At 46.9% G+C, this 23,992-nt stretch carries 24 protein-coding genes; 14 read left to right on the top strand and 10 right to left on the bottom strand.

Features of this window, described 5'->3' with window-relative positions:
* Window positions 1-253 precede the first annotated feature (253 nt).
* From VM802_RS24400 to VM802_RS24380, 5 genes are all read right to left on the bottom strand, one after another.
* Window positions 254-961 carry a response regulator transcription factor gene (locus VM802_RS24400; RefSeq protein WP_325535566.1) on the bottom strand — a complete coding sequence of 236 codons (708 nt, stop codon included), beginning with the start codon at window positions 959-961 and terminating at the stop codon, window positions 254-256.
* A 62-nt stretch (window positions 962-1,023) separates the two neighbouring features.
* Window positions 1,024-2,040, bottom strand: a complete 1,017-nt coding sequence (locus VM802_RS24395) for a sensor histidine kinase (protein WP_325535564.1) — start codon at window positions 2,038-2,040, stop codon at window positions 1,024-1,026.
* A complete protein-coding gene (gene gldH, locus VM802_RS24390) occupies window positions 2,040-2,528 on the bottom strand; it encodes a gliding motility lipoprotein GldH (RefSeq protein WP_325535562.1) in 489 nt (162 codons plus the stop codon). The genes VM802_RS24395 and gldH overlap by 1 nt, the downstream gene beginning before the upstream one ends.
* A gap of 18 nt (window positions 2,529-2,546) precedes the next feature.
* Entirely contained in the window at window positions 2,547-3,422 is an 876-nt protein-coding gene (locus VM802_RS24385) for a YicC/YloC family endoribonuclease (RefSeq protein WP_325535560.1), read from the bottom strand.
* 127 nt (window positions 3,423-3,549) lie between these two features.
* Complete coding sequence (locus VM802_RS24380) at window positions 3,550-4,146, bottom strand: pseudouridine synthase (protein WP_325535557.1); 597 nt, start codon at window positions 4,144-4,146, stop codon at window positions 3,550-3,552.
* A gap of 54 nt (window positions 4,147-4,200) precedes the next feature.
* On the opposite strand from VM802_RS24380, the gene VM802_RS24375 reads away from it, so the two are divergent.
* From VM802_RS24375 to VM802_RS24310, 14 genes are all read left to right on the top strand, one after another.
* Entirely contained in the window at window positions 4,201-4,911 is a 711-nt protein-coding gene (locus VM802_RS24375) for a Crp/Fnr family transcriptional regulator (protein ID WP_325535556.1), read from the top strand.
* A gap of 95 nt (window positions 4,912-5,006) precedes the next feature.
* Window positions 5,007-5,561 carry a hypothetical protein gene (locus tag VM802_RS24370; RefSeq protein WP_325535554.1) on the top strand — a complete coding sequence of 185 codons (555 nt, stop codon included), beginning with the start codon at window positions 5,007-5,009 and terminating at the stop codon, window positions 5,559-5,561.
* Window positions 5,561-7,999: a heavy metal translocating P-type ATPase gene (locus VM802_RS24365; RefSeq protein WP_325535552.1), complete on the top strand. Its 2,439-nt coding sequence runs from the start codon at window positions 5,561-5,563 to the stop codon at window positions 7,997-7,999. Before VM802_RS24370 ends, VM802_RS24365 begins: the two co-directional genes overlap by 1 nt.
* Window positions 8,000-8,210: 211 nt before the next feature.
* Complete coding sequence (locus tag VM802_RS24360; protein ID WP_325535550.1) at window positions 8,211-8,492, top strand: cupin domain-containing protein; 282 nt, start codon at window positions 8,211-8,213, stop codon at window positions 8,490-8,492.
* 7 nt (window positions 8,493-8,499) lie between these two features.
* A complete protein-coding gene (gene ccoS / locus VM802_RS24355; protein ID WP_325535548.1) occupies window positions 8,500-8,664 on the top strand; it encodes a cbb3-type cytochrome oxidase assembly protein CcoS in 165 nt (54 codons plus the stop codon).
* A gap of 32 nt (window positions 8,665-8,696) precedes the next feature.
* Entirely contained in the window at window positions 8,697-10,841 is a 2,145-nt protein-coding gene (gene ccoN, locus VM802_RS24350; protein ID WP_325535546.1) for a cytochrome-c oxidase, cbb3-type subunit I, read from the top strand.
* 20 nt (window positions 10,842-10,861) lie between these two features.
* Window positions 10,862-11,044 (top strand): CcoQ/FixQ family Cbb3-type cytochrome c oxidase assembly chaperone, encoded by a 183-nt coding sequence (locus VM802_RS24345; protein WP_325535544.1) that lies wholly within the window; start codon window positions 10,862-10,864, stop codon window positions 11,042-11,044.
* A gap of 13 nt (window positions 11,045-11,057) precedes the next feature.
* Window positions 11,058-12,128 carry a cbb3-type cytochrome c oxidase N-terminal domain-containing protein gene (locus VM802_RS24340; RefSeq protein WP_325535542.1) on the top strand — a complete coding sequence of 357 codons (1,071 nt, stop codon included), beginning with the start codon at window positions 11,058-11,060 and terminating at the stop codon, window positions 12,126-12,128.
* 3 nt (window positions 12,129-12,131) lie between these two features.
* A complete protein-coding gene (gene ccoG / locus VM802_RS24335; protein WP_325535540.1) occupies window positions 12,132-13,523 on the top strand; it encodes a cytochrome c oxidase accessory protein CcoG in 1,392 nt (463 codons plus the stop codon).
* A 33-nt stretch (window positions 13,524-13,556) separates the two neighbouring features.
* A complete protein-coding gene (locus VM802_RS24330) occupies window positions 13,557-13,994 on the top strand; it encodes a FixH family protein (protein ID WP_325535538.1) in 438 nt (145 codons plus the stop codon).
* Window positions 13,995-14,014: 20 nt separating this feature from the next.
* Window positions 14,015-14,725 (top strand): sulfite exporter TauE/SafE family protein, encoded by a 711-nt coding sequence (locus VM802_RS24325; protein WP_325535536.1) that lies wholly within the window; start codon window positions 14,015-14,017, stop codon window positions 14,723-14,725.
* A gap of 6 nt (window positions 14,726-14,731) precedes the next feature.
* A complete protein-coding gene (gene hemN, locus VM802_RS24320) occupies window positions 14,732-16,090 on the top strand; it encodes an oxygen-independent coproporphyrinogen III oxidase (RefSeq protein WP_325535534.1) in 1,359 nt (452 codons plus the stop codon).
* 592 nt (window positions 16,091-16,682) lie between these two features.
* Window positions 16,683-17,624: a UDP-3-O-(3-hydroxymyristoyl)glucosamine N-acyltransferase gene (locus VM802_RS24315; protein WP_325535532.1), complete on the top strand. Its 942-nt coding sequence runs from the start codon at window positions 16,683-16,685 to the stop codon at window positions 17,622-17,624.
* 154 nt (window positions 17,625-17,778) lie between these two features.
* Complete coding sequence (locus tag VM802_RS24310) at window positions 17,779-18,465, top strand: hypothetical protein (RefSeq protein ID WP_325535530.1); 687 nt, start codon at window positions 17,779-17,781, stop codon at window positions 18,463-18,465.
* Window positions 18,466-18,485: 20 nt separating this feature from the next.
* On the opposite strand, the gene VM802_RS24305 is transcribed toward VM802_RS24310, so the two are convergent.
* The 5 genes from VM802_RS24305 to VM802_RS24285 form a co-directional block, all read right to left on the bottom strand.
* On the bottom strand, window positions 18,486-19,487 hold the full coding sequence (locus VM802_RS24305) for an NAD-dependent epimerase/dehydratase family protein (protein WP_325535528.1): 1,002 nt from the start codon (window positions 19,485-19,487) through the stop codon (window positions 18,486-18,488).
* A 77-nt stretch (window positions 19,488-19,564) separates the two neighbouring features.
* Window positions 19,565-20,416 (bottom strand): 3-hydroxyacyl-CoA dehydrogenase family protein, encoded by an 852-nt coding sequence (locus VM802_RS24300; RefSeq protein WP_325535526.1) that lies wholly within the window; start codon window positions 20,414-20,416, stop codon window positions 19,565-19,567.
* A gap of 138 nt (window positions 20,417-20,554) precedes the next feature.
* Window positions 20,555-21,583 carry a phenylalanine--tRNA ligase subunit alpha gene (gene pheS, locus VM802_RS24295; RefSeq protein WP_325535524.1) on the bottom strand — a complete coding sequence of 343 codons (1,029 nt, stop codon included), beginning with the start codon at window positions 21,581-21,583 and terminating at the stop codon, window positions 20,555-20,557.
* A 40-nt stretch (window positions 21,584-21,623) separates the two neighbouring features.
* Entirely contained in the window at window positions 21,624-22,310 is a 687-nt protein-coding gene (locus VM802_RS24290; protein ID WP_325535522.1) for a response regulator transcription factor, read from the bottom strand.
* Between the two features lie 17 nt (window positions 22,311-22,327).
* On the bottom strand, window positions 22,328-23,737 hold the full coding sequence (locus tag VM802_RS24285) for a sensor histidine kinase (RefSeq protein WP_325535520.1): 1,410 nt from the start codon (window positions 23,735-23,737) through the stop codon (window positions 22,328-22,330).
* Window positions 23,738-23,992 lie beyond the last annotated feature (255 nt).

Below are 23,992 nucleotides of genomic sequence, written 5' to 3'. Positions count from 1 at the left end.
GGCGACCCGACGACCGGTCCCGGCGCGGACGCGGCGCTCGAAATGAGTGACATGAAGGCGGTTAATTCAATACGAATATAAAGGCTCATTTCTCCGGAGGCAGATTTTTACAGGAGAACGGGGAGAAAACGCGGAAAACTGGTATAAAAAGGATTTAGCAACCAGAAAATATTTAGTGATTTTTTTTTGTAGTTATTTAGACTTGATAGGATTCTATCAAGTCTAAATAACTACATAAAAAAATCACTAAATATTATTCGGTGAACTTATAGCCAACACCTCTTACGGAGTGGAAGTATTTGGAATTGCGGCTGTCTTCCTCAAAATATTTGCGGAAGTTGAGAATGAAGTTATCAATGGTGCGGGTTGTAGGGTATACGTTATATCCCCAAACCACCTGCAGAATCTTTTCCCTGGTTACTACTTCCCCCTTGTTTTCGATCAGGAGCTTCAGGAGCATAGCTTCCTTCTTACTTAGCTCATAGTGCTTGCCATCTTTACCTACGCATTCCTGCGCGGCAAAGTCGATCATGTTGTTACCAAACCGGTAAACGTTGGGAACACTGTCTTTATCCTGGATCTTCTTGTTTTTTACGATCAGCTTTTCAACGCGGAGGAGCAGCTCCTCCAGGTTGAATGGCTTGGTCATGTAGTCATCACCACCCTTTTTGAGCCCCAGCACACGGTCAGCGCTGCTGTTTTTGGCGCTCAGGAAGAGGATAGGGACTTCATTGTTCTGAATGCGGATATTTTCACATACTGCAATGCCGTCCATTTCGGGCAGCATGATATCAAGTATGATGAGGTCAAAGTATTCATTTTTCACTGCTTTCAGCGCAGCCGTGCCGTTGTCAACCGCTGTTACTTCATATCCTTCCAGCTCCAGGTTCAGCTTCAGTGCTTCCTGGAGATTTTCTTCGTCTTCTACCAGTAGTATTGATGCCTTAGTCGCTTCCTTCATGTGTTATAGTTTGTTTTACTCAAATAACGGAGCAGGGGTAAACCTGCATCCGGTCATCTAATTTACGCAGTTTGCACGGAATATTGAGGCCATGTTATTTCAAAACAAGCTCCTGTAGGCGTATTGTTCTTTACTTCAATCCGGCCGCCGTGCTGTTCCACAATCTTGGCGGTAAGGAACAGGCCAAGGCCGGATCCTTTTGCCTTACGGGTATTCTCGTTCCCTACCCGGTAGAACTTCAGGAATATACGATCCCACTCTTCTTTAGGAATGCCGGGGCCTTCGTCTGCCACCTGGAGTTTAAGGTGTTTATCGGCTATAAACAGTCTTACACTAATAGAAGTATTGCGGGGCGCATATTTCACGGCATTCTCCACCAGATTGCTGAGTATGATCTGCAATGTCAGCCTATCGCCCTCGAGCCATATATGTGGCAGAATATCCGCATTTACAACGTGTGTGCCTATACGCCCGCCTAGCTCTTTGATACCTTGTTCGAGGAGTGCCGAATAATTCAGCGGTTCTTTAAACAGCTGGTATCTATGAGTCTCCAGCTGGGCGGCCAGGAGGATGTTGTTACAAAGCTGATCCAGCCGGTTGGTTTCGCGGATAGTATTGTCAATGAGCCGCGATTGTTTCTCTTCATCAAGCCGGTGACGGCGGATAGTCTCCAGGTTGAGCTTTGCTGCAGCGATGGGGGATTTCAGTTCGTGCGTTACCGCCATCATAAAATTCTGCTGCTGACTGCTGAGCTTCATGTATTTCCAGACGGCCCTGTATACAAATAGGGCGCCGATGAGGATGATGCCCAGAAAGGTGATCCCTTCTCCGATATATTTGAAGGAGCGCATCTGGTCTTCCTTTGCAATACGCTGTAGTTCCAGCTGATGCTCTACTGGCTGCGCCAAGCTATCTACGCGCAGGGAGAGATTTTGCAGTTCAAAGCGGGTGATCTGTTCGCTTTGCCTGAACAGGAGTACGCCCCACCAGATAAGGGCGATGATCGTATATGCGAGAACCAGAAAATAAATGAAGGAAACGGACTTACCGTCCTGCATTCTATGGAAAAATTTTTTCATTATGGCCGTTTGCCGGCTTTCTCTATCCGCAAACCAACATTCATTACCCTGGGAAGCGGATTTTGCCGCATGTTTTGTTCAAAAGAAAATTTATAGGTGCCCGGATGATTGAAGATGGCTTTCTGCTGGATAGGAACACGGTGCTCGATAATGTCATCGATTCCTGTTCCCAGCCATTTGCCGCCGATATCGGCCAGAGGCAGCTCCACTCGTTGTTCTTTGGGAATGCTGTCGCCGGGATATTGCGTGCCTACCAGCAGCCATATGTTACTATAGGGATAAGCATCTGTATGCCGCACATTCACATATATGTTATAAAGCCATGCAGTATCTTCCGGCTGGATGTTCACTTCAAAAGACGGCTTGTAATCGTATGTCCAGCTATGCCCGGGTATTTCCAGGTTTTTCTCGTAAGCATCCATTTTCGGCGGCTTACAGGCCAGCGCCATCAGGAATAAGCCCGCTGTTAGCGGGAATAGTTTCTTCATATGGTGTTGTATGCCTTGCTATAAAACATTTAAAACTTGTTCTTTGGCTTTTTCCAGCTCGTCCTTCATCAGCACCACCCATTGCTGTATACCGGCATCATTGGCCTTGGAGCCGGTTGTATTGATTTCACGGCCTATTTCCTGCAGCACAAAGCCCAGCTTCTTACCCTTTACCGCATCTTCCTCTTTAAGTATCTCCCTGAAATAACGGAGATGATTTTCCAGGCGGACCAGTTCTTCGGAGATATCGAGCTTTTCCAGATAGAAGATCAATTCCTGCTCCAGCCTGTTGCCGTCTACATTCTCTTTGCCGACATGCTCTGCCAACAGGGATTCCAGGCGCTGGCGTATGCGGTCTTTGCGGAGCGGGTCCAGTTCGCGCACCTTTATCGTATAGGCTTCAATGTTAGTAATCCGTTGTTCAAGGTCTGCATCCAGCATCTTGCCTTCATCGATCCTGTGTATGTCCAGGTCTTCCAGAGCCGCTTTCAGGGTATCTTCCACATCTCTCCATTCTTCCTCAGAAATCTGCTCCGTAGCGGGTGTTACCACCTCCGGCAACTTCATCAGTATGTTCAGCAAATCCCCCTGGGGCAGCTCCAGCTGATTGGCCAGCATAGTGATAGACTGATAGTAGTATTTTGCCAGATCCGTATTGATCACCACCGGACGGGTAGCGCCATTCTGGCGGATGTTGATGGATGCATCAAGTGTGCCACGCACCAAGACCTGCTGCATGAGCGAGCGAATGTCAAACTCATAAGGCTTGAGCAATGGAGAAAATTTCAGATTCACTTCAAACTGCTTTCCGTTCAGCGATTTGATCTCAACCACGATATTTGTTTCGCCTCTTGTGCTTTCTGCCCTTCCGAAGCCGGTCATTGATTTCAGCATAATAGAATTTTGTAGGAGACAAACCTAGTTAAAATTTCGGGATTAGTTATCCTGAAATTCAGTTATTTAGACGTCGGACAGTATAATCGACGGATTTTGAATCTTCTTTCTCAATATAATCAAAATATTAAAACTCCTTCAGGCGTAGTTTTTTATATACCTCACGTTGGCTTAATGATAGCATGTCTCCTGGCTGCATGCCTTCCACTGTCAGTTCTTCAATACGATAACGTACAAGCCTCAACGTCGGGAAACCAACGGCGGCAGTCATCTTGCGCACCTGTCTGTTCTTACCTTCCTTCAGTATCATCCTGATCCATGGCGCAGGAATACTTTTCCGGAAACGTATAGGCGGATTACGGTCCGGAAGCTGAGGTTCTTCAGAAAAAATCTCTGCAATGCATCGTTTAGTACGCCATACCTTCCCATCTACCGTAATCTGCACGCCTTCTTGCAATTGCTTCACAGCTGTATTGGTAACAGCACCATCCACCTGCACCCAGTATTCTCTTTCATGCGCATGCTGCGGTAACAGCAGCCTGCTGTTCAATGACTTATCGTTCGTGAGCAACAACAGCCCCTCACTATCATAGTCGAGACGTCCCACCGGGTACACATCCTGCGGAACCTTGAAGTGGTCTGCCAGACAGGCTTTATTACCCTCTGGCGTAAACCTCGACAACACCTCATATGGCTTATAAATCACATAATAATAAAGTGACACAACTGCATTAACTTTGGTTAAGGAGCCGTAAATTAGTACTTTTGCAGAATTGATATGAGCAGTAACATTCAGAACCCTTCATGCCAGCACTGTAAGGATCGCTTCTCGTCCATCTTCTGCAAAGCAGAGCTATGCAACCTGGAAGAGATTGATGCAGCCAAAGTGTGCTCCATATACAAGAAAGGACAGGTGATCTTCCATGAAGGCGCTTATCCTTTTGGTGTTTACTGCATCAACGACGGAAAGATCAAGTTATCGCATAGTGGCGATGACGGCCGCGAGCAGATCATACGCCTTGTTAAAGATGGCGACATCATGGGATATAAAGCCCTGCTCAGCAACGAACGTTATACCGCTACAGCCACGGCACTCGAAGACTCTTCCATCTGCTTCATTCCCAAAGACCTCTTCCTGAGTATACTGCAAAAAGATGCCTCTCTTTCTTTTGAAATGATGCGCATCTTATCCAGCGAACTGCGCAAAGCAGAACTCAAAATCACACACCTGGCTCAGAAACCAGTGCGGGAACGGCTCGCAGAAACCCTGCTCTTCATCAAAGAAACATACGGCCTTGAACAAGATGGCCACACCCTCAATGTACGCCTCTCCCGTGAAGAAATAGCCAACCTCGTAGGCACCGCCACAGAATCCGCCATACGCCTGCTCTCCGAGTTCAAAAAAGATAAAATGATAGAACTCGAAGGCAAAAAAATCCGCCTCCTGGATCTCGATGAAATTGTAAGAACCGCCAACCTCCAGGACTAATTTTACCTGACAAATATCATATTCCCGCTTGACTCATATCATAGCCTCCACACTGTGCGCCCGGTAATTTTGTGTTTGCACAAAATACCTACCATATGCCCGCATATGCTAATGCCATCATCAACTTTCATGAAATGACGCCCGCTGCTCTCTGTGATGTGATCAGCAGTAAGTTTCACCTTCCTGTTGAACAAACAGCAGCACAGGTAATCGCTTATTTCAATACCGGGAAACAGGAAGACCCAACCGCACCAGCTGTCGCCGACCTACAACACCTGCTGTTCTCCAGAATGCAGACTGAATGCCTGCTGCTCATTCGTAAAGAGCATGCACTCATCTTTCCCCTCATTAGAAATATAGCTTCACACAATACCCGCAAACTGCAACCTTCTATATACGAAAACATCCACCAGTCATTCCAGAAAATACTGCTCATGCTCCAGAAGATCAGGCAGATCACCAGCCATTACCTCGTTCAGGTCTACTGGAGCAGCGCCTATAAACTATGCATCAGCAATATGTTCACAACAGAACAGCTCTTGCAGCAATGGATATATGTAGAACAGAATATTCTCTATCCGGCTGTATTGCCCGCTTGTAACATATTCCACCACCATGCGAATAACGATAACGATATAAGTATAGACTAATGGCAACATCTTCTAAGATCAACATACAAACAGCCTGCTACCATTGCGGGGAGGATTGTGCAAACAATACCATCACCCTGGAAGAAAAAGTGTTTTGCTGCCAGGGTTGCAAGCTGGTATACGAAATACTACACCAATACAACCTTTGCGAATACTACACACTCAATAATCAACCGGGTGTCAATCAGCGCATTACAGTCAGGAGAGACAAATTCGCCTTCCTGGAAGATGAAAAAATAGAACAACAGCTGATACAGTTCCGCGACGATACACAAACACATGTGAGCTTCTACATTCCGCATATCCATTGCAGTTCCTGTCTTTGGCTGCTGGAAAACCTGCATCGCCTTGATGCTGGTGTACAACGCGTAACCGTTAACTTTAGTAAGAAAGAAGCGCTTATTATCTTCTCGCACCAGCAAACTTCACTCAGGCATGTGGCAGAGATACTCACTGCTATTGGTTATGAACCATACATCAGCTTGCAGGATCTCCAGGATAAAAAACCGCGTATCAAACGCAGTCTGATATATCAGCTCGGAGTTGCCGGCTTCTGCTTCGGCAATATTATGTTGCTGAGCTTTCCGGAATACTTCTCCGGCAGCGGACACACAGATGAAGGGATGAATACGCTGTTCAGATACATGAACCTGTTACTCGCACTTCCTGTTTTCTTCTACAGTGCGCAGGTATTCTTCAAATCCGCCTGGAGCGGACTTAAACATGGGTTTCTCAACATTGATGTGCCCATTGTACTGGCCATCATCGTTACTTTCATACGTAGCCTGACCGAAGTATATCATGGTAACGCCGGTTACTTTGATTCGATGTCAGGCATTGTATTTTTTATGTTGATGGGGAGAATCTTACAGGATAAAACATACCAGGGGCTTTCTTTCGATCGCGATTATACTGCTTATTTTCCGATTGCCGTCAATGTTATAAAAGACGGTAAAGAAACTTCCACGGCACTACCAGACATCAAAACCGGCGACACACTGCTGATACACAACAACGAACTGATACCCGCCGACGGCATCATTGTGAGAGGCGCCGCGTTCATCGACTACAGCTTTGTAACCGGTGAATCAAACCCCGTAGGCAAAGCAGTAGGAGAGATAGCCTATGCCGGCGGCAGGCAGATGGATGGCAATTTAGAACTGCTAGTGGTGAAAGAGGTAGCGCAAAGTTATCTCACCAGCTTGTGGAACAGGGATGAGCTGAAAAACAGGGAAGAAAAACATGTATCATTTGTTCATCTGCTGGGACAATACTTCACCTGGGTGGTGCTGCTCATTGCAGCCGTAAGCGCCGCCTACTGGGCCGTTCATGAACCAGCCCGTATATGGGCTGCCGTCACAGCTATTCTTATCATAGCTTGTCCTTGTGCATTATTGCTTACATCGTCATTTACCAATGGTCATATCCTGCGTATACTCAGCAGAAATCAGCTGTACCTGCGCAATGCACAGGCTATTGAAAATCTCGCCGCAACCACGCATATTGTTTTTGACAAAACCGGTACGCTTACCAACAAAACAGGAAGCGATGTAATATACTATGGCACAGGGCTCTCTATATATGAAGAAGGACTGGTAGCTACACTCGCAGCGCAATCATCACACCAGTTGAGTAAGTCTGTCCTCCAATACTGTGGCGACGGTACTTTGCTGCATGTACATGATTTCAGAAGCTTTCCCGGCCTGGGTGTATGCGGCTGGGTAGACGGTAACTTTCTCCGGCTGGGTAATGCGGAATTTGCCGGCGCGCCAAAGCAGAATACCGCTGAAGGCAGCGTCGTGTTTCTTGCTATAAATGAAAAACTGAAAGGACTGTTTACCATCCGTAACAGCTATCGTCCCGGTATCCGCGGATTGCTGAAGGTGTTGCAACAGCACTATCCGCTCACCGTACTGAGTGGCGACAATGACCGCGAAGCAATACACCTGCGCAGGCTGATGGGACCTGATGCCACCTTATTGTTCAAACAAAAGCCCGCAGATAAACTGGCTTACATCCTTTCATTGCAACAGAAGGGAAAAAAAGTGATGATGATTGGAGACGGCCTGAATGATGCCGGTGCACTCAAACAAAGTGACATTGGTATTTCGCTGGCAGAAGACAGCAACAACTTCACACCCGCCAGTGATGGCATACTCGAAGCACGAAAGCTACCGTTGCTGCTGGATTTCATCCGGTTATGCAAGGCAAACAAACGGATTATACTGGTAACTTTTTCGGTATCACTGATCTATAATATAACCGGGTTGTACTTTGCCGTACAAGGCCTCTTATCTCCACTGGTAGCGGCTATACTAATGCCTGCCAGCTCTGTCAGCATTGTGCTGCTTACCTGGCTACTGAGTGAATGGAGCGGTAAAAGCCTTATCAATAAAGGATCTCAAACGATATCTGATAAAAATCATATTCAGGGTTGAGTTATATCATTGCCCTGCCATATGGGCATTTCTAACTTTGTAGTATAAACGTAACATACATAGCAATTCCTTAAAAGTGCCCGTTAAAAAGGGCCCGTGATTGAAATGAACGGCAGGCAGGCAAAAACCTGCATGCCGTAACGGGCAAGCTTTGTTTGGATTGTTATCACTGTCTCAATATACCAGAAAAAGCTAAACCCGCTATATACGTATGAATGTATTGCAAGTGGAAGGGAATGAAAAGATCAAAAGTTGCGTAGTGCTGAAAACAAAACGCTTCGATGCTAACCTGATGATACTCCGGCAAGGGCAACAGATCCCGCCGCATACGTCGGCCTCCGACGCTATGGTACTTGTACTGGCTGGCAAGATAGCCTTCATGCTGAATGAAGAAGTAACAGTACTGGAAACCGGCGATGTACGCACATTCCGGGCAAATGAGATACATGCCTTGCAGGCGCTGGAAACAGCAAGATTCCTGCTTGTAAAATAAACAGATCATGAGTGTAATTATCCTTTTACTGGGAGCCAGTCTGACAGTGGCGGCAGGCTTCCTCGTGGCCTTTATCTGGTCAGTAAAAAGCGGGCAGTTCGAAGACGACTACTCGCCGGCACACCGCATCCTGTTTGAAGACAAGCCAGATAACAATAATAGCAACGGTTAAACGAAAACATTTACGTAACAATAAACAGCACTATGTCTCTCGAAAAATTTTATTACGACAACCGCACAGTGAAATGGTTTGCCTACGCCTGTATGTTCTGGGGGCTGATAGGCATGCTCGCAGGCTTATGGGCGGCGCTGTCGCTGGTAATCCCTGAACTGAACCTTGGCTATGCACCAACTACCTTTGGGCGTCTCAGGCCCGTGCATACCAATGCCGTAATCTTTGCATTTGTGGGCAATGGTATATTCATGGGCGTATACTATTCCCTTCAAAGACTTTGCAAAGCGCGTATGTTCAGCGATGTGCTGAGTAAGATCCACTTCTGGGGCTGGCAGGCAATCATCGCCGGCGGTGCACTGACCCTGCTCATGGGATATACTACCGGTAAAGAATACGCAGAACTCGAATGGCCGTTTGATATCGCTATTACCCTCATATGGGTTGTTTTCGGCGCCAATATGCTGGGTACTATTCTACGCAGGCGTGAATCACACCTGTACGTGGCTATCTGGTTCTATATCGGTACCTGGGTAGCTATTGCCATGTTGCATATCATCAACTCCTTCGAGTACCCGCTGGCACTGTTCAAGAGCTACAGCTGGTATGCCGGCGTTCAGGACGCGCTGGTACAATGGTGGTATGGACATAACGCGGTGGCATTCTTCCTCACCACGCCATACCTCGGGCTGATGTATTACTTCGTTCCCAAAGCAGCCAACAGACCAGTATACTCCTACCGCTGGTCTATCATACACTTCTGGTCACTGATATTTATTTATATATGGGCTGGTCCGCATCACCTGCTGTACACAGCTTTACCTGAATGGGCACAATCGCTCGGCACCGTGTTCAGTATCATGCTGATAGCTCCATCCTGGGGCGGTATGCTCAACGGATTGCTCACACTCCGCGGTGCATGGGACCGTGTCCGCGAAGACGCTATCCTTAAGTTCTTTGTGGTGGCGCTCACCTGCTATGGTATGGCCACTTTCGAAGGCCCGATGCTGTCCCTGAAAAATGTAAATGCAATCAGCCATTATACCGACTGGACCATTGCACACGTACACGTCAGCGCATTGGGTTGGAACGGATTCCTCACGTTTGGTATCCTCTACTGGCTCATTCCAAGAATATTCTCCACACAACTCTATTCCCGCAGAATGGCCAACACCCACTTCTGGATAGGCACACTGGGTATTATCTTCTATGTGATACCGCTGTACTGGGCTGCCTTCACACAAAGTATGATGTGGAAACAGTTTACCGAAGAAGGACAACTGAAATACCAGTTTCTGGAAACGGTGACCACCATCGTACCAATGTATGCCTTGCGCGCATTTGGCGGGTTACTATATGTTAGCGGACTGGTAATGATGATCGCGAACCTGTATAAGACGGTGCGCCGCGGCTCTTTTGTAGCCAATGAAGTGGCAGAAGCAGCCCCGTTGCCCAAGGTAATCGCTACGCATGGTAAAACGCACTGGCATAACTGGATCGAGCGCCGCCCCGTGCAGATGGTTGTATTCAGTCTCGTGGTCGTAGCCGTTGGCGGTATCATTGAAATGGTGCCTACCTTCCTCATACGTAGTAATATTCCCACCATCAGCAGCGTGAAGCCTTATACTCCGCTGGAGTTACATGGCCGCGATATATACCTCCGCGAAGGCTGCTACACCTGTCACTCTCAGATGATACGCCCCTTCCGGGATGAAGTAGCCCGTTATGGCGAATACTCCAAGGCCGGTGAATTTATCTACGATCATCCGTTTCAGTGGGGTTCCAAACGTACCGGACCAGATCTGGCCCGTATTGGCGGCAAATATCCGGACTCCTGGCACTTCAACCACATGCTTGATCCCACTTCCATGTCGCCGGGATCTATCATGCCGCCATATCCCTGGCTGTTTGAGGAGCGCATCGATAAAAGCAAGACGCCGGCAATGATCAACGTGATGCGTAAGCTGGGTGTCCCATATGCAGAAGGCTATGAAAAAGAAGCGATCAAAGCACTGGATAAACAGGCCGCCGGTATTGCCGCATCACTGCAGAAAGACAAATTGCCGGTACCCGCCGATCGTGAGATTGTAGCACTGATAGCGTATCTGCAACGGATAGGAAAAGATATTAAATCCGAACCTGTTCCCAAACCAGCCACAACTGCGGAAACCTTCTAGTCATTTTAAAAACTTCGGTCATGAAATTCATCAATTATCTCGAATCCATCGCGGGCATCAGCATATACCCGCTTACATCACTGCTGATCTTCTCCATCTTCTTTGTAATCGCATCTATCTGGGCATTCAAAGCAGATAAGAACATGGTGGATCACATCAGCCGGATACCGTTGGAAAGTAATGATGACATCAAAAGTCTATAAAAGAATGCAACGTATGAACAGGAAACTTTTAAATATACTCGGCGCCTGCCTGCTATGCAGTGTTCCCGCCTTTGCGGATGGTCCCAAACCGCCATCAGAGCTTTCAGATCCGGTAGCGCTGTTACTGCTCGCTGTAATAGGAGGACTGCTGCTGGTAATAGGCATACTTGGCAATGCGGTAACAGGTGCAGTGGATATTTTCCGGGAGAAGATGAAGAACGATACTGCAAAAACAATAGTAGTGATGATCGGCATGATCAGTATTGCGCTGATTAGCAGCAGTCCTGCCTTCGGGCAGGATGCTGCACCTGTCGCCAGCGCTTACTTCACCAGGTTGTCTCAACCCTCATTTTACCTGCTTATTTCCATCATAGCGCTGGAACTGTGTGTGATCATTGCATTGCTATTCGTTCTGCGTTTCCTGGTGGGCATCAGGCGTAAACGTAAACCTGCCGCTGAAACAGTTCCCGGTACACCCCGCATATCCTGGCTGGAGAAACTCAATAAAACCAGAACACTTGACGCCGCTTCTGAAACAGAAGAAGACATGGGACATGATTTTGATGGTATCCATGAGCTCAACAATCCCACACCACCCTGGTGGAAATGGGGCTTCATTTTCAGTGTATGCTTCGGTGTAGTTTATTTCTGGCGTACAGAAATTTCACAGTCTGCCCCTAATCAGTTGCAGGAGCTGGCGATGGCTGAAGAGAAAGCCGCTGTTGCCAGGGAGGAATACCTGAAAAATGCCGCCAATAATATCGATGAGAACAACGTGAAATTGCTGGAAGATCCTAACGATCTCGCGGCTGGACAGAAACTGTTTGTATCCAGCTGCGCGCCTTGTCATGGTCCGCAAGGCCAGGGCGTGGTGGGGCCTAACCTCACTGACGACTACTGGTTGCATGGCGGTAAGATCAACGAAGTATTCAAAACCATTAAATACGGCGTTCCTGATAAAGGGATGAAATCCTGGCAGGAAGATTTTTCACCGAAGCAGCTCGCTCAGCTTGCCAGCTTCATCAAGTCCATCCATGGAACTAACCCTCCCAATCAGAAAGATCCGCAAGGAGCAAAAGAATAAGTCATGAATACGGGAAATACCACTTTCAGAGATAGTCTAGCCACAGTTGATACGCAGGGAAAGCGCAAATGGGTTTTTGCTCAACGCCCGAAAGGGCGCTGGTATAACCTTCGCAGCCTTCTCAGCATCTTTTATTTTAGTGTTTTTTGTAGCCTGCCGTTTATTTCTATAAATGGCAGGCCTTTATTTATGCTGAATGTGGTAGAAGGTAAGTTCATCCTGTTTGGCGCTATATTCTGGCCGCAGGACTTCTTTATTTTCGGCCTCGCTATGGTGGCATTCATTCTTTTCATTGTGCTCTTTACAATGGCTTTTGGCCGTCTTTTCTGCGGCTGGATGTGCCCTCAGACCATCTTCATGGAAATGCTGTTCCGCCGTATAGAATATTGGTTCGAAGGCGATGCCGGCGCACAACGGCTGCTGCAAAGCCAACCCTGGACCACAGAAAAAATTCTCCGCAAAACAGGCAAACACCTCGTCTTTTATGCCTTGTCATTCCTTATTGCTAATTTATTCCTGGCCTATATCATCGGAGCCAGGGCATTGGGCGGAATCATTACTGAACCGTTATCACAACATACCGGTGGCTTTGCTGCCATCCTTGTTTTTTCAGGAGTGTTCTATGGGGTGTTTGCTTTCCTGCGGGAGCAGGTATGCACCGCAGTATGCCCTTATGGCCGCCTGCAAGGTGTGTTACTCGACAAAGACAGTATCGTGGTTGCCTACGATTACAAAAGGGGTGAACCCCGTGGTAAATACCGCAAAGATGACTCAAGAGCCACAGGAGATTGCATCGACTGCGCGCAATGCGTGAAAGTATGTCCAACAGGAATAGATATACGCAACGGCACCCAGCTGGAATGTACCAACTGCACCGCCTGTATCGACGCCTGCGACCATATGATGGAAAAAACAGGCCGTCCCAAAGGCCTGATCCGTTATGCATCTGAAAATGGTATCGCCCGTCAGCAACAGCTGCATTTCACGCCCAGGCTTAAAATATACTCCGGTATCCTCGTTTTGCTGCTGGGTGCCATCGTCTTCCTGCTGGCAAGCCGCAAACCAGTAAGTGGTACTATCATGCGCACCGCAGGCATACTATATCAGGAACGCGGTGCAGACAGCATCAGCAATCTTTACCGCATCAAACTTGTCAATAAAACAACTATCGATATTCCCCTTACCCTGCAGCTGGAAGATGAAGCAGGCAAAGTCGAAATGGTAGGTCGTACAGAGGTCCTTGTAAAAGCAGAAGGACAGGGTGAAGGCACTTTCTTTGTGGTACTACCCCGCAGCAACCTGCACAACAGGAAATCTGCCGTATACATCCGGCTTTATCAGAACGGGAAACAGATCACGCGCATGCGCACCTCTTTCCTCGGACCACTGCAATAACAATATCATTATTCACCTGAGAAACATAATATCATGAACTGGGGATATAAAATCATTATCGTGTTTGTGCTCTTCGCCGCCGGCATCCTGTCACTGGTTTTCAAGAGCATGCGTACAAAAATAGACATGGTCACACCTGATTATTACGGTGAAGAGCTGAAGTATCAGCAGGTAATTGATGGCAGGCACAACCTGGCCGCACTATCCGTTCCGGTGCTGATCTCCCAATCAGATAACAGCGTTGTGGTCACATTTCCTAAAGAAATACGCGGACACAGAATTTCCGGGAGCATCAAATTCTATTGCGCCGCCGATTCACGTAAAGACCTGCTGCTTCCTGTAAAACCCGATGAGAACGGACAACAGCAGATTGCCCGCAGTATGCTGTTCAAAGGGCAGTATGAGGTAAAGGTAAAATGGGAAACGGAGGGTAAACCTTATTACCAGGAACAAGGCCTGGATATTGATTGATCAGGCATAAATTTTCAGATATGTTCATTACAGCTTTTGTGCTTGGCTTTGTTGGCAGTTTTCATTGTATTGGTATGTGTGGGCCTATTGCGCTTACATTACCTGTACAGCACCCGGAAGGCGCCGCTAAAGCCGCTGGTATCCTGCTTTACAATGCAGGTCGTATTACAGCCTATGCACTGATGGGAATATTGTTCGGGTGGCTGGGCAGGCAGTTTTATCTGGGAGGAATGCAACAATGGTTGTCTGTTACCATCGGCACCCTGTTGCTATTGATCGTATTACTGAAGTATGCCGGCATCCGCAGCGCAAAAGGCGGATACCTCCCGGATATCTTCACCTCAAAAATAAAGTCAACACTCGGTACATTACTTCGCCGCCAGCGTTTCAGTACCCTCTATGCTATCGGCTTCCTCAACGGACTGCTGCCCTGCGGACTTGTATACCTCGGCATCGCTGGAGCAGTTGCCACCGGTTCTGTGCTAAAGGGAATGGTATTTATGGCTGCCTTTGGTGCAGGCACTATGCCTGCTATGATGGCGGTCACCTGGTTTAGTCATCTTATCAGTATCAATGTGCGTAACAGGATACGGCGCCTTATACCTGTTGCAATAGCACTGATGGGCATACTGCTTATCATGCGCGGCCTGAACCTGGGCATTCCATACATCAGTCCTGTAATGTCTGCACAAAGCGAAAAGGTAGTAGAACATTGTTGTCATAAACCATAAGTTATCATGAATCTTATCCGCAAATACAACGTAGCAGCGCCCAGGTACACCAGCTATCCGACTGTACCATATTGGGATGAAAACAGCTTTGAACTGCAGCAGTGGTCAACATTGCTGCAGCAATCTTTCCGCGAGCATAACCATCGTGACGGTATCAGTCTTTATATACATCTTCCGTTCTGCGAAAAGCTATGCACATACTGCGGCTGCAATAAGTACATTACCGTAAACCATGCCGTGGAAGAACCATATATAACCGCCCTGCTGAAGGAGTGGCAATTGTATCTGGACACATTTGGAAGCAAACCGCGTATAAAAGAAGTACATCTCGGCGGAGGCACACCTACCTTCTTTAGCGCGGGTAATCTGCGCACATTACTGGACGGTATATTCTCTGGTGCCGAGCTCTTACCGGATGCATCACTGGGCTTTGAAGGTCATCCAGGCAATACGACGCCGGAGCATCTGCAGGTATTGTATGATCTTGGCTTCAGACGTATCAGTCTGGGCATTCAGGATTTTGATCCGGGAGTACAGGAGATCATCAATCGTATACAGCCGTTTGAAACAGTAGCGAAGGTTACAGAACAGGCAAGGCAAACAGGTTTCACCGCCGTGAATTTTGACCTGATATACGGATTGCCGCTGCAAACAACATGTGGTATGCAGGACACAATCAATAAGGTGATGCAGTTGCGCCCCGATAGAATATCTTTCTACAGCTATGCACATGTACCCTGGATCAGAGGAGTGGGACAGCGCCGTTATTCAGAAGATGATCTGCCGGCGCCAGACGAGAAACGGCGCCTTTATGAGCTGGGCAAACTCCTGTTTGTCCGGAATGGATATACGGAAATCGGTATGGATCATTTTGCGTTGCCCGGCGACGAACTATTTCAGGCTGCGGAGAAAGGGCAGCTGCATCGCAATTTCATGGGGTATACCGTTTCACACACCTCTCTGCTGATAGGACTGGGAGCATCCTCTATCGGAGATAGCCGCTATGCCTATGTACAAAATGAGAAGAACATTGCTACGTGGCAGGAGCTGGTAAATAAAGGGATATTCCCTGTTGTGCGGGGGCATATACTGAATGAAGAAGACCTGTTGCTCAGAAGGCATATACAGGAACTGATGTGCAATTTTGAAACAACCTGGCACAAAGCAGACACACAATGTGATGCAGTAATGGATGGATTGCAAAGATTACAGGAGCTGGAGAAAGACGGACTGGTAAATGTGATTCCGGACAGGGTAGCTGTAACCAGCAAGGGACGGCCATTTATACGGAACATATGTATGGCATTTGATGCTCGTTTGTGGCGTCAGTTTCCTCAATCACAGCTGTTCAGTAAAGCCATCTGAGCTGATATTTTGGGATTTCGGGATGTAGGAATTTCGGGATTTATAAATGCAGCGGAGACGATGTTACGATTAACAACCTACAGATCTCCGCTGCATTTATAAATCCCGAAATTCCTACATCCCGAAATCCCAAAATCTTGACTGATTTTATACTTTCAGCAGCTCAAAACATCGTTTTCCCCTCAAAACCGGATTTTGCTCTTGGCTCCCTTTATGCTGTTTTACGAAAGAAGAATGATGCTAACGGCGTGAGTTTTTGAAGCAGGATAAAATACTGATCAGCTGTAACGCTTTATTCATGCGGGTTTCAGAGGCAATAAAAAAAGTCTGACCGCTTTAACAATCAGACTTTCTTATTATGTGAATGGGTTAGTAAGTACAGGGAAATAAATTTCCCTACACAATATTAAAAAGAATTTCATGACAAAAGAAAAAAATTGCAAAAAATTTTATTCACACTACTAAAATAATTGTGGATAACAACAGTCTGAAAACTACAAAACCATCTCATCATCCATCCCGATTTTAGTATTTGGTTGCACCGATTTACTACCTTTGTCGCACTTAAACATTACTCAATAATTCAGATTTTATGAAGTTCGAATCACCGGTTGCAGTAACTGAAATCGCGGCATACATAGGCGCAGAGCTGGTTGGCAACGACCAGCTGATAGCAGCAGGCATCAATGAAATACATAAAGTAGAACCAGGAGACATTTCGTTTGTAGACTTTGAGAAGTACTATGATGCCAGCCTGCAATCGGCAGCAACGATCATTATCATCAACAAGAAGGTTGCTTGCCCGGAAGGTAAGGCATTGCTTGTGCTGGATGATCCTTTCAGTGCTTATGTGAAACTGGTGAAACGCTTCCGTCCATTTGAACCCGCAACAAAGGCAATCAGTGATACGGCAGTAATCGGAGAAGGCACTATCATACAACCTAACGTATTCATTGGCAATCATGTAAGGATAGGTCGCAACTGCCTCATTCATCCCAACGTTACCATTTACGACCACTGCGTTATTGGCGATAATGTAATTATCCAGGCAGGTACCATAATAGGCGCCGATGCTTTTTACTTCAAGAAAAGAGCAGACAGGGAAGTGATGTACGACAAGATGGAAAGCTGCGGCCGTGTTATCATCGAAGACGATGTGGAGATAGGCGCAGGCTGCACCATCGACAAAGGCGTGAGCGGAGATACAATCATAGGTCGCGGTACCAAGTTCGACAACATGATACACATTGGTCATGGTACAGTGATCGGCAGGAACTGCCTGTTTGCCGCACAGGTAGGTATCGGTGGCAAAGCGCGTGTAGAAGACAACGTTATTCTGTGGGGACAGGTAGGTGTATCCAAAGACCTGGTAATCGGTAAAGGAGCAATAGTATTGGCACAGAGCGGCGTGCCCTCATCACTGGAAGGCGGTAAAGTGTACTTCGGTTATCCCGCAGAAGATGCCCGTCAGAAGAAAAAAGAACTCGCCTGGATCAAACGCATCCCCGAAATGTGGAGCATGCTGAAAAAATAAATTATTCAGGGATTTCGGAATTTTGAGATTTTGGAATTCATAAATGCAGCGGAGATCTGTATTTTGTTAAACATAACATCATCTTCCCCGCATTTATGAATTCCAAAATCTCAAAATCCCCAAATCTCAAAATCAAATAAAGCCGCCCTGAAAAATGAAACAGCTCAGATACCTGCTAATCCTGGTAATCATGTTTTCCTGTACCGCCACCAGACAGGCCAGGACTACACCCTCTCTTTACAGCAATGATCAGGAATGGAAAATAAAAACAGATGATGGCTGGTTCTCTGCCAAAACGATCAGCTTTGGTCCATATACCACATCATCCCGTAAAAATGGCGTATCCGACGCCATGAATGCGTCTTTTATCAAAGACCCGAAAAATCCATTTAGCTTCACGCTTACCGGTAATAATGAACGTCTGCCTGTACAAACCATGGGTACCAAACGTATCGCGTTTACCAACCGCTCATTACCGGCAGGATTAAACGATTTGGCGCCTGATGCAACCATCTATTACGTACTGATCAACGGCACCGGAAATGACCCTTTAAAACGCTGGGAACTGATATTGAAAACATCTTCCTACCTGGAGCTGAACGACAATAAAGCAGCTGGCATTTTAAGATCTTCTGATACGGATATACGTATTACCGCCCACAATCGTTTTGGCAAGGTGAATTCCTACGAAAATATCTGTTATGAGTTCCAGTATCGCGGACAGCCAGTTGCGGCTGTAATGCCAGGCAGCAAGCCCCGTATATGGGTCAGCAAAGATGCAGATGCTGATATCAGCAAACCCGTGGCCGCTGCCATCGCTGCCATCCTGCTCAGAAATTAGCTTTAAGGATTTAGCAAGCGTTAACCTGCATGTACAGCCATCGGCTGGCTTCTTTTGTCGAGAAAGACTGTAGAAATCTCTTTAATGGTTTGTTCCAGTGGCCTGAAACTAAATCCCGGTAATGCGTCCAGGATCTTGTTACTGTTATAGTATACCTTCAGTTGTGCAGTGCGTGCAGTTTCTTTCGTCACCAACGGCTTACCGCCGGTAAACATACCCTTTACCTTTTCCAGACGCCACACTATTTCCGCCATCCAGGGTTTTACTGCTATATGTGGCGGCTTCTTACCCAATGCATGTGCCATAGTAGTGAACAGCCGCTGATAATCCCAGTTCTCCGCAGAAAGAATAAAACGCTCCCCGCTGATATCGCTATCCATCAACTGTACCATCGCTTCTGCTACATCTTTCACATCTACAAAACCATTCACCCCAGTAGTATAAAACGGAAATTCCTTCCAGGCATTCTTCAGCAACGCGCCGGAACCATCATCCCAGAAACCGGCTCCAAGGATAATGGAAGGATTCACAATTACCGCATCAAGTCCCTCCGCTATTCCTCTCCATACTTCCATCTCACCCTGGTACTTGCTGATGCTGTATTGTGAGTTGTTGCGGCTTTCTTCCCACTCACAGTCTTCATCAATAGCCGCTTTCTCCCTGGCCCTTCCAATAGCAGCCACGGAGCTTACATGCACCAGTTTCTGCACGCCGGCATCAAGGGCCAGATTCACCACATTGGCCGTGCCTTCCGCATTTATCTTCAGCAGGCTGTCACGCTCTCCGGGCTGAAATGATACTACAGCCGCGCAGTGATACACCTGCGTAATGCCATTCATGGCATCTTCAAGGGTACAAACATCAAGTATATCACCCTGTACCCATTCAATTTTATCAGAGAGATCCTGTAACTGTGGAGAAGGTTGTTTACGGTACAACGCCCTTACCGGTTTGCCGGCATCTGCCAGCGTCCGTATCAAATGACTGCCTAAAAACCCTGTTCCCCCGGTTACTAAAATCATGAAGATTAAATGCTTTTCTTAGGATGAAGGCTCAAAAATATGATTTCTTTGTTTTGAGAGATCTTCCCGTGTTTATACTATTGCTCGTATCTGTAAAATCCTATCCCCGTTTTGCGACCCAGTTTCCCATCTTTAACCCGCTGCTCCTGCAGTATGCTTGGCTTGAAGCGTGGCGCCTGCCGGAACGCATCATACAGCGACTGTGTAACAGCCAGGTTAATGTCATTACCGATCAGGTCCATCAGGGCAAAAGGCCCCATTTTAAAACCGGCGCTTTCCAGTAATTGATCGATAGTACTGAAATCTGCCACACCCTGTTCCGCCAGCCGCATAGCCTCCAGGTAATAATGCCTGGCTACACGGTTCACAATAAAACCGGGAGAATCTTTTACACGTACCGGCACTTTACCCATCTGCAATGCCAGTTCATACACAATGTCTGCTGTCTCCGGAGATGTTTGCGTACCGGAGATCACCTCCACCAGTTTCATCACGTGCGCGGGATTGAAGAAGTGCATACCGGCCACTCTTGAAGGGTTCACCGATACAGATGCTGCAAGCTCAGTAACAGAAAGGGAAGAGGTATTGGTGGCGAAGATGGTATCTTCCCGGTTGATCTCTGCCAATTGGTTAAGCAGGGCCGTTTTTACCTCCATCTTTTCCACAATGGCTTCTATGATCACATCGGCCACGCAGTGCGCCGCATCAGAAGTAAAGGTGATACGTTGCAGTATCTCTTCTCTCGTTTCTGCAGAAAGACGTCCTTTCTCCACTGCTACACCCAGGCTTTTCGTTATCTGGTTCCTGGCCTTTTCAAGCCCCGGCTCCTGTATATCGAAAAGTATGGTGGTGAATCCGCTGTTAGCTGCCACTTGTGCAATACCTGCACCCATTGTGCCAGCGCCGCATATGGCGATAGTGTTTATCATTATGGAATTTTTTTATTTTTTTATGTGGTTATTTAGTTATTTGAAATGCCGCGGAGATTGTGTTATATCAAACAACAATTATTGATCTCCGTAGCATTTCAAATAACTAAATAACCACATAAAAAAATACCAAAATAACTATACGGTTCCTTCAAACTGTTCCAGGAAACGGGTATCATTCTCTGAAAACAGACGAAGGTCTTTGATCTGGTATTTGAGCATGGTAATACGCTCTATCCCCATACCGAAGGCAAAGCCGGTATATTTCTCCGGATCAATACCACAGTTGGCCAGTACTTTCGGGTGCACCATACCGCAACCCAGGATCTCCACCCAGCCCGTCTGCTTGCAGACAGAACATCCTGTACCACCGCAGATAAAGCAGGAGATATCCATTTCAGCACTTGGCTCTGTAAATGGGAAATAGGAAGGACGGAAACGGATACCGGTATTTTCACCGAACATCTCTTTCACAAAGTGATACAAGGTTTGCTTCAGGTCTGCGAAAGATACGTTCTCGTCGATATATAAACCTTCCACCTGGTGGAAGAAGCAGTGTGCACGGGCAGAAATAGTTTCATTGCGGTATACCCTTCCCGGGCTGATCACACGTATAGGCAATTTGCCCTGCTCCATCACCCTTACCTGGGCGGAAGAGGTTTGTGTACGCAGCAGCCAGTCAGGATTCTTGCTGATGAAGAAAGTATCCTGCATATCACGTGCAGGATGGTTCTCAGGTAGGTTCAGTGCAGTAAAGTTATGCCAGTCATCCTCAATCTCAGGGCCTTCAGCGATAGTAAAGCCCAGGCGTTCAAAGATGCGGATGATCTTATTACGAACAAGACTGATAGGATGACGGGTACCCAGGCGGAGAGGCGCTTCCGGCAACGTGTAATCCACATCTGCATGGTTGTCGCTGCCAGTGTCTTTCAGATCGCTGAACTGCTCATACCGCGCTTCTGCCAGTTGCTTGAACTCATTCAGTATCTGCCCGAACTCTTTCTTGCGGTCATTAGGTACCTGTTTCATTTCCCCGAAAAGGGCTTTAACGATACCTTTTGTACCCAGAAATTTTATGCGGTATTGCTCCAGGTCGGCTGCTCCGGCGGGCGTGAAAGCCTCTATTTCCTGTTTATAGGCTGCTATTTGCTGTACTAACTGTTCCATAAACAACAAAGATAAGCGATTAGCAGTAAAACCGGCATCACTAAAAGATCAGTTTATATCCCACTCCCCGGATGTTTACGATCTGTACACGGGCATCCTCTTTCAGATAGCGGCGAAGTTTGGTTATAAACACATCCATGCTCCGCGCATTGAAGAAATTATCATCCCCCCAAAGGTCCAGTAGCACTGTTTTTCGCTCCATTACTTCATTCTTGTTGTCATATAGCCGGCGCAGGATTTCTGCTTCGCGGTGGGAGAGGAACTCGGTGGTGTTATTGCGGGTAAGGGTTTGCTTGGCATAGTTGAAAATATACTGCCCTATAGCTACAGAACCTTCTTCCATCTCACGCACGCCCGGATGATCGCTGAATCGCTTTAGCAAAGCTTTTATACGCACGATCAGCTCATCCATGCTGAATGGCTTCTTCAGGTAATCGTTGGCGCCCAGTTCAAAACCCTTTACCACATCTGCCGTCTGCGATTTTGCCGTCAGGAAAATGATAGGCGTAAACTTGTCCTGCCGGCGGATTTCCGCGGTAACGCTAAAGCCATCCATGTTAGGCATCATAATATCGAGTACTACCACATCAGGACGTTCCTGCTGAAAAAGTTTCAGCCCCTCTTTTCCATCAGGTGCATACAACATCTCAAAACCTCTCATTTCAAGGCTGTCTTTCACAATCTGTCCCAACTGCCATTCGTCTTCTATGAGTAATACTTTTGCCATAGCCTGTTTTGATTGGTTTATACGCCCGGAATGGTGATGATGAACTCTGTACCTTTATCCTGCTCACTGTGCACTTTGATCGTACCACCGTGCATGTCCACGATCTTCTTCACATAGCTCAATCCCAGCCCGAAGCCTTTTACATTGTGCAGGTTGCCGGTAGGCACCCTGAAAAACTTGTCGAAGATATTTTCCAGGTAAGCCCTGGGAATACCAATGCCATTATCTTTCACCATGATCTTCAGTACGCCGTTCTCTTCTGTACAACGTATGCGCAGCTGCACCTGGTCGCCTGAATACTTGATAGCATTATCCACCAGGTTGTTGATGGCATTTGCGAGATGCGTTCTGTCCACTTTAACAAGCCGGCCGGAGAGATTGTTGTCGTACCGCAGTTGCAGTACCTTTCCGGCTTTCAGCTGATGGTTGGAAAGAATGTTGTCGATGATCTCATTAAGGTCCGTATCTTCCCTGTACAACTCAACGTCTTCCTTCTCTTCAGCAGCAATATGCAATACTTTTTCCACCAGGTCTGACAAACGTTGCAGCTCATTCCTGGAAATATCCAGGTAGTTCTGTGTCTTTCGCTGATCGTTAAGAGCATTGAAGTTCTGCATCGCCTCCACAGCCGCAGACACAGTGGCTATGGGCGTTTTCAGCTCATGCGTCATATTGTTGATGAAGTCGTTCTTTACTTCAGATAGTTTCTTTTGTTTCAGAATAGTGCGGAGCATATAGATGAAGCACAAGGTAGTAAGCACCAGCAAGGTTACGGATGCCAGCAGGGTCCAGATCATACGTTGCAGGATGAACTGCAGGGGCGATTCAAAGCTGGCCTGCACAAAAAGGCTGCTGGCAGGATTGAAGGGGATCTTGGACGTCTGGCTGGGACCCCGGCGGCGTATACTGTCGCGGAAACTCTCTCTTTCCATGTTGGTATAATCCATATGGAAGGTGTCGAGTTGATAGGACGTAGTGATCTGTCTGTTACTAAGCTCTATGCGGAAGATGGAATCCAGCTTCTTCAGGTTGCTGCTGTCGTTTTTACCATTGGTGATAAGAAACTCAGAAATCTGCCTTGCCAGTGTGTCCACATAAATACGGGTAGGTTCCCTTCTGATATCAGGAGGAGGCCCGTTGTGCCACTCCGCAGGGGTATGACCATGCCTCCTTAATACCCTGAGGGTATCCTTACCATTTCCCCGTCCCCGGTTAAAATAACGTATATACCCCTGATCATAAAACTGCCGGTGCACATCGGAAAACTGTTTGTTGAAAACAGCCGTACGCAGGGCTTCGTTGATCTCTTTCTTAAACTGATCCTGCTTGATACGATAAGAATTATACAACCAGGCTCCCTGGAAAAGGAAAATTCCAAGGATACAGATACACATGAGGATAAGTATATTCCTGATTCGTTGTCGCATCAATCTTCTTTATATCCTTACAAAACTATCTATTCCGGTCGTAAAGGGGGCAAATCCTTAACAGTAATTAACAGTAAATAAGGGTCGTTAACGCTGGCAGATAAACATTAACAGTAACGTGTTGTGCTATTAACAAGGCAAATTGATTGTAATAATAAATATGTATATAGATATGAAATAAAAAATGTTGTGCATTCGTCTAAGTAAATAACTACAAATACAAAAACGATCGATGCACAACATTAGAACGAATTT

Source organism: Chitinophaga sp., from assembly GCF_035538455.1.
Lineage (GTDB): Bacteria > Bacteroidota > Bacteroidia > Chitinophagales > Chitinophagaceae > Chitinophaga.
This window is presented reverse-complemented; position numbering and strand designations above follow the sequence as displayed.

Excerpts from the sequence above, each read along its gene's own strand:
- VM802_RS24395 (WP_325535564.1), bottom strand. The coding sequence starts at position 2,040 with ATGAAAAAATTTTTCCATAGAATGCAGGACGGTAAGTCCGTTTCCTTC.
- VM802_RS24370 (WP_325535554.1), top strand. The coding sequence starts at position 5,007 with ATGCCCGCATATGCTAATGCCATCATCAACTTTCATGAAATGACGCCC.
- VM802_RS24340 (WP_325535542.1), top strand. The coding sequence starts at position 11,058 with ATGAACAGGAAACTTTTAAATATACTCGGCGCCTGCCTGCTATGCAGT.
- ccoS (WP_325535548.1), top strand. The coding sequence starts at position 8,500 with ATGAGTGTAATTATCCTTTTACTGGGAGCCAGTCTGACAGTGGCGGCA.
- VM802_RS24360 (WP_325535550.1), top strand. The coding sequence starts at position 8,211 with ATGAATGTATTGCAAGTGGAAGGGAATGAAAAGATCAAAAGTTGCGTA.
- VM802_RS24375 (WP_325535556.1), top strand. The coding sequence starts at position 4,201 with ATGAGCAGTAACATTCAGAACCCTTCATGCCAGCACTGTAAGGATCGC.
- VM802_RS24285 (WP_325535520.1), bottom strand. The coding sequence starts at position 23,737 with ATGCGACAACGAATCAGGAATATACTTATCCTCATGTGTATCTGTATC.
- ccoN (WP_325535546.1), top strand. The coding sequence starts at position 8,697 with ATGTCTCTCGAAAAATTTTATTACGACAACCGCACAGTGAAATGGTTT.
- VM802_RS24310 (WP_325535530.1), top strand. The coding sequence starts at position 17,779 with ATGAAACAGCTCAGATACCTGCTAATCCTGGTAATCATGTTTTCCTGT.
- VM802_RS24300 (WP_325535526.1), bottom strand. The coding sequence starts at position 20,416 with ATGATAAACACTATCGCCATATGCGGCGCTGGCACAATGGGTGCAGGT.
- gldH (WP_325535562.1), bottom strand. The coding sequence starts at position 2,528 with ATGAAGAAACTATTCCCGCTAACAGCGGGCTTATTCCTGATGGCGCTG.
- VM802_RS24365 (WP_325535552.1), top strand. The coding sequence starts at position 5,561 with ATGGCAACATCTTCTAAGATCAACATACAAACAGCCTGCTACCATTGC.
- VM802_RS24385 (WP_325535560.1), bottom strand. The coding sequence starts at position 3,422 with ATGCTGAAATCAATGACCGGCTTCGGAAGGGCAGAAAGCACAAGAGGC.
- ccoG (WP_325535540.1), top strand. The coding sequence starts at position 12,132 with ATGAATACGGGAAATACCACTTTCAGAGATAGTCTAGCCACAGTTGAT.
- hemN (WP_325535534.1), top strand. The coding sequence starts at position 14,732 with ATGAATCTTATCCGCAAATACAACGTAGCAGCGCCCAGGTACACCAGC.
- VM802_RS24325 (WP_325535536.1), top strand. The coding sequence starts at position 14,015 with ATGTTCATTACAGCTTTTGTGCTTGGCTTTGTTGGCAGTTTTCATTGT.
- VM802_RS24305 (WP_325535528.1), bottom strand. The coding sequence starts at position 19,487 with ATGATTTTAGTAACCGGGGGAACAGGGTTTTTAGGCAGTCATTTGATA.
- VM802_RS24290 (WP_325535522.1), bottom strand. The coding sequence starts at position 22,310 with ATGGCAAAAGTATTACTCATAGAAGACGAATGGCAGTTGGGACAGATT.
- pheS (WP_325535524.1), bottom strand. The coding sequence starts at position 21,583 with ATGGAACAGTTAGTACAGCAAATAGCAGCCTATAAACAGGAAATAGAG.
- VM802_RS24330 (WP_325535538.1), top strand. The coding sequence starts at position 13,557 with ATGAACTGGGGATATAAAATCATTATCGTGTTTGTGCTCTTCGCCGCC.
- VM802_RS24345 (WP_325535544.1), top strand. The coding sequence starts at position 10,862 with ATGAAATTCATCAATTATCTCGAATCCATCGCGGGCATCAGCATATAC.
- VM802_RS24400 (WP_325535566.1), bottom strand. The coding sequence starts at position 961 with ATGAAGGAAGCGACTAAGGCATCAATACTACTGGTAGAAGACGAAGAA.
- VM802_RS24315 (WP_325535532.1), top strand. The coding sequence starts at position 16,683 with ATGAAGTTCGAATCACCGGTTGCAGTAACTGAAATCGCGGCATACATA.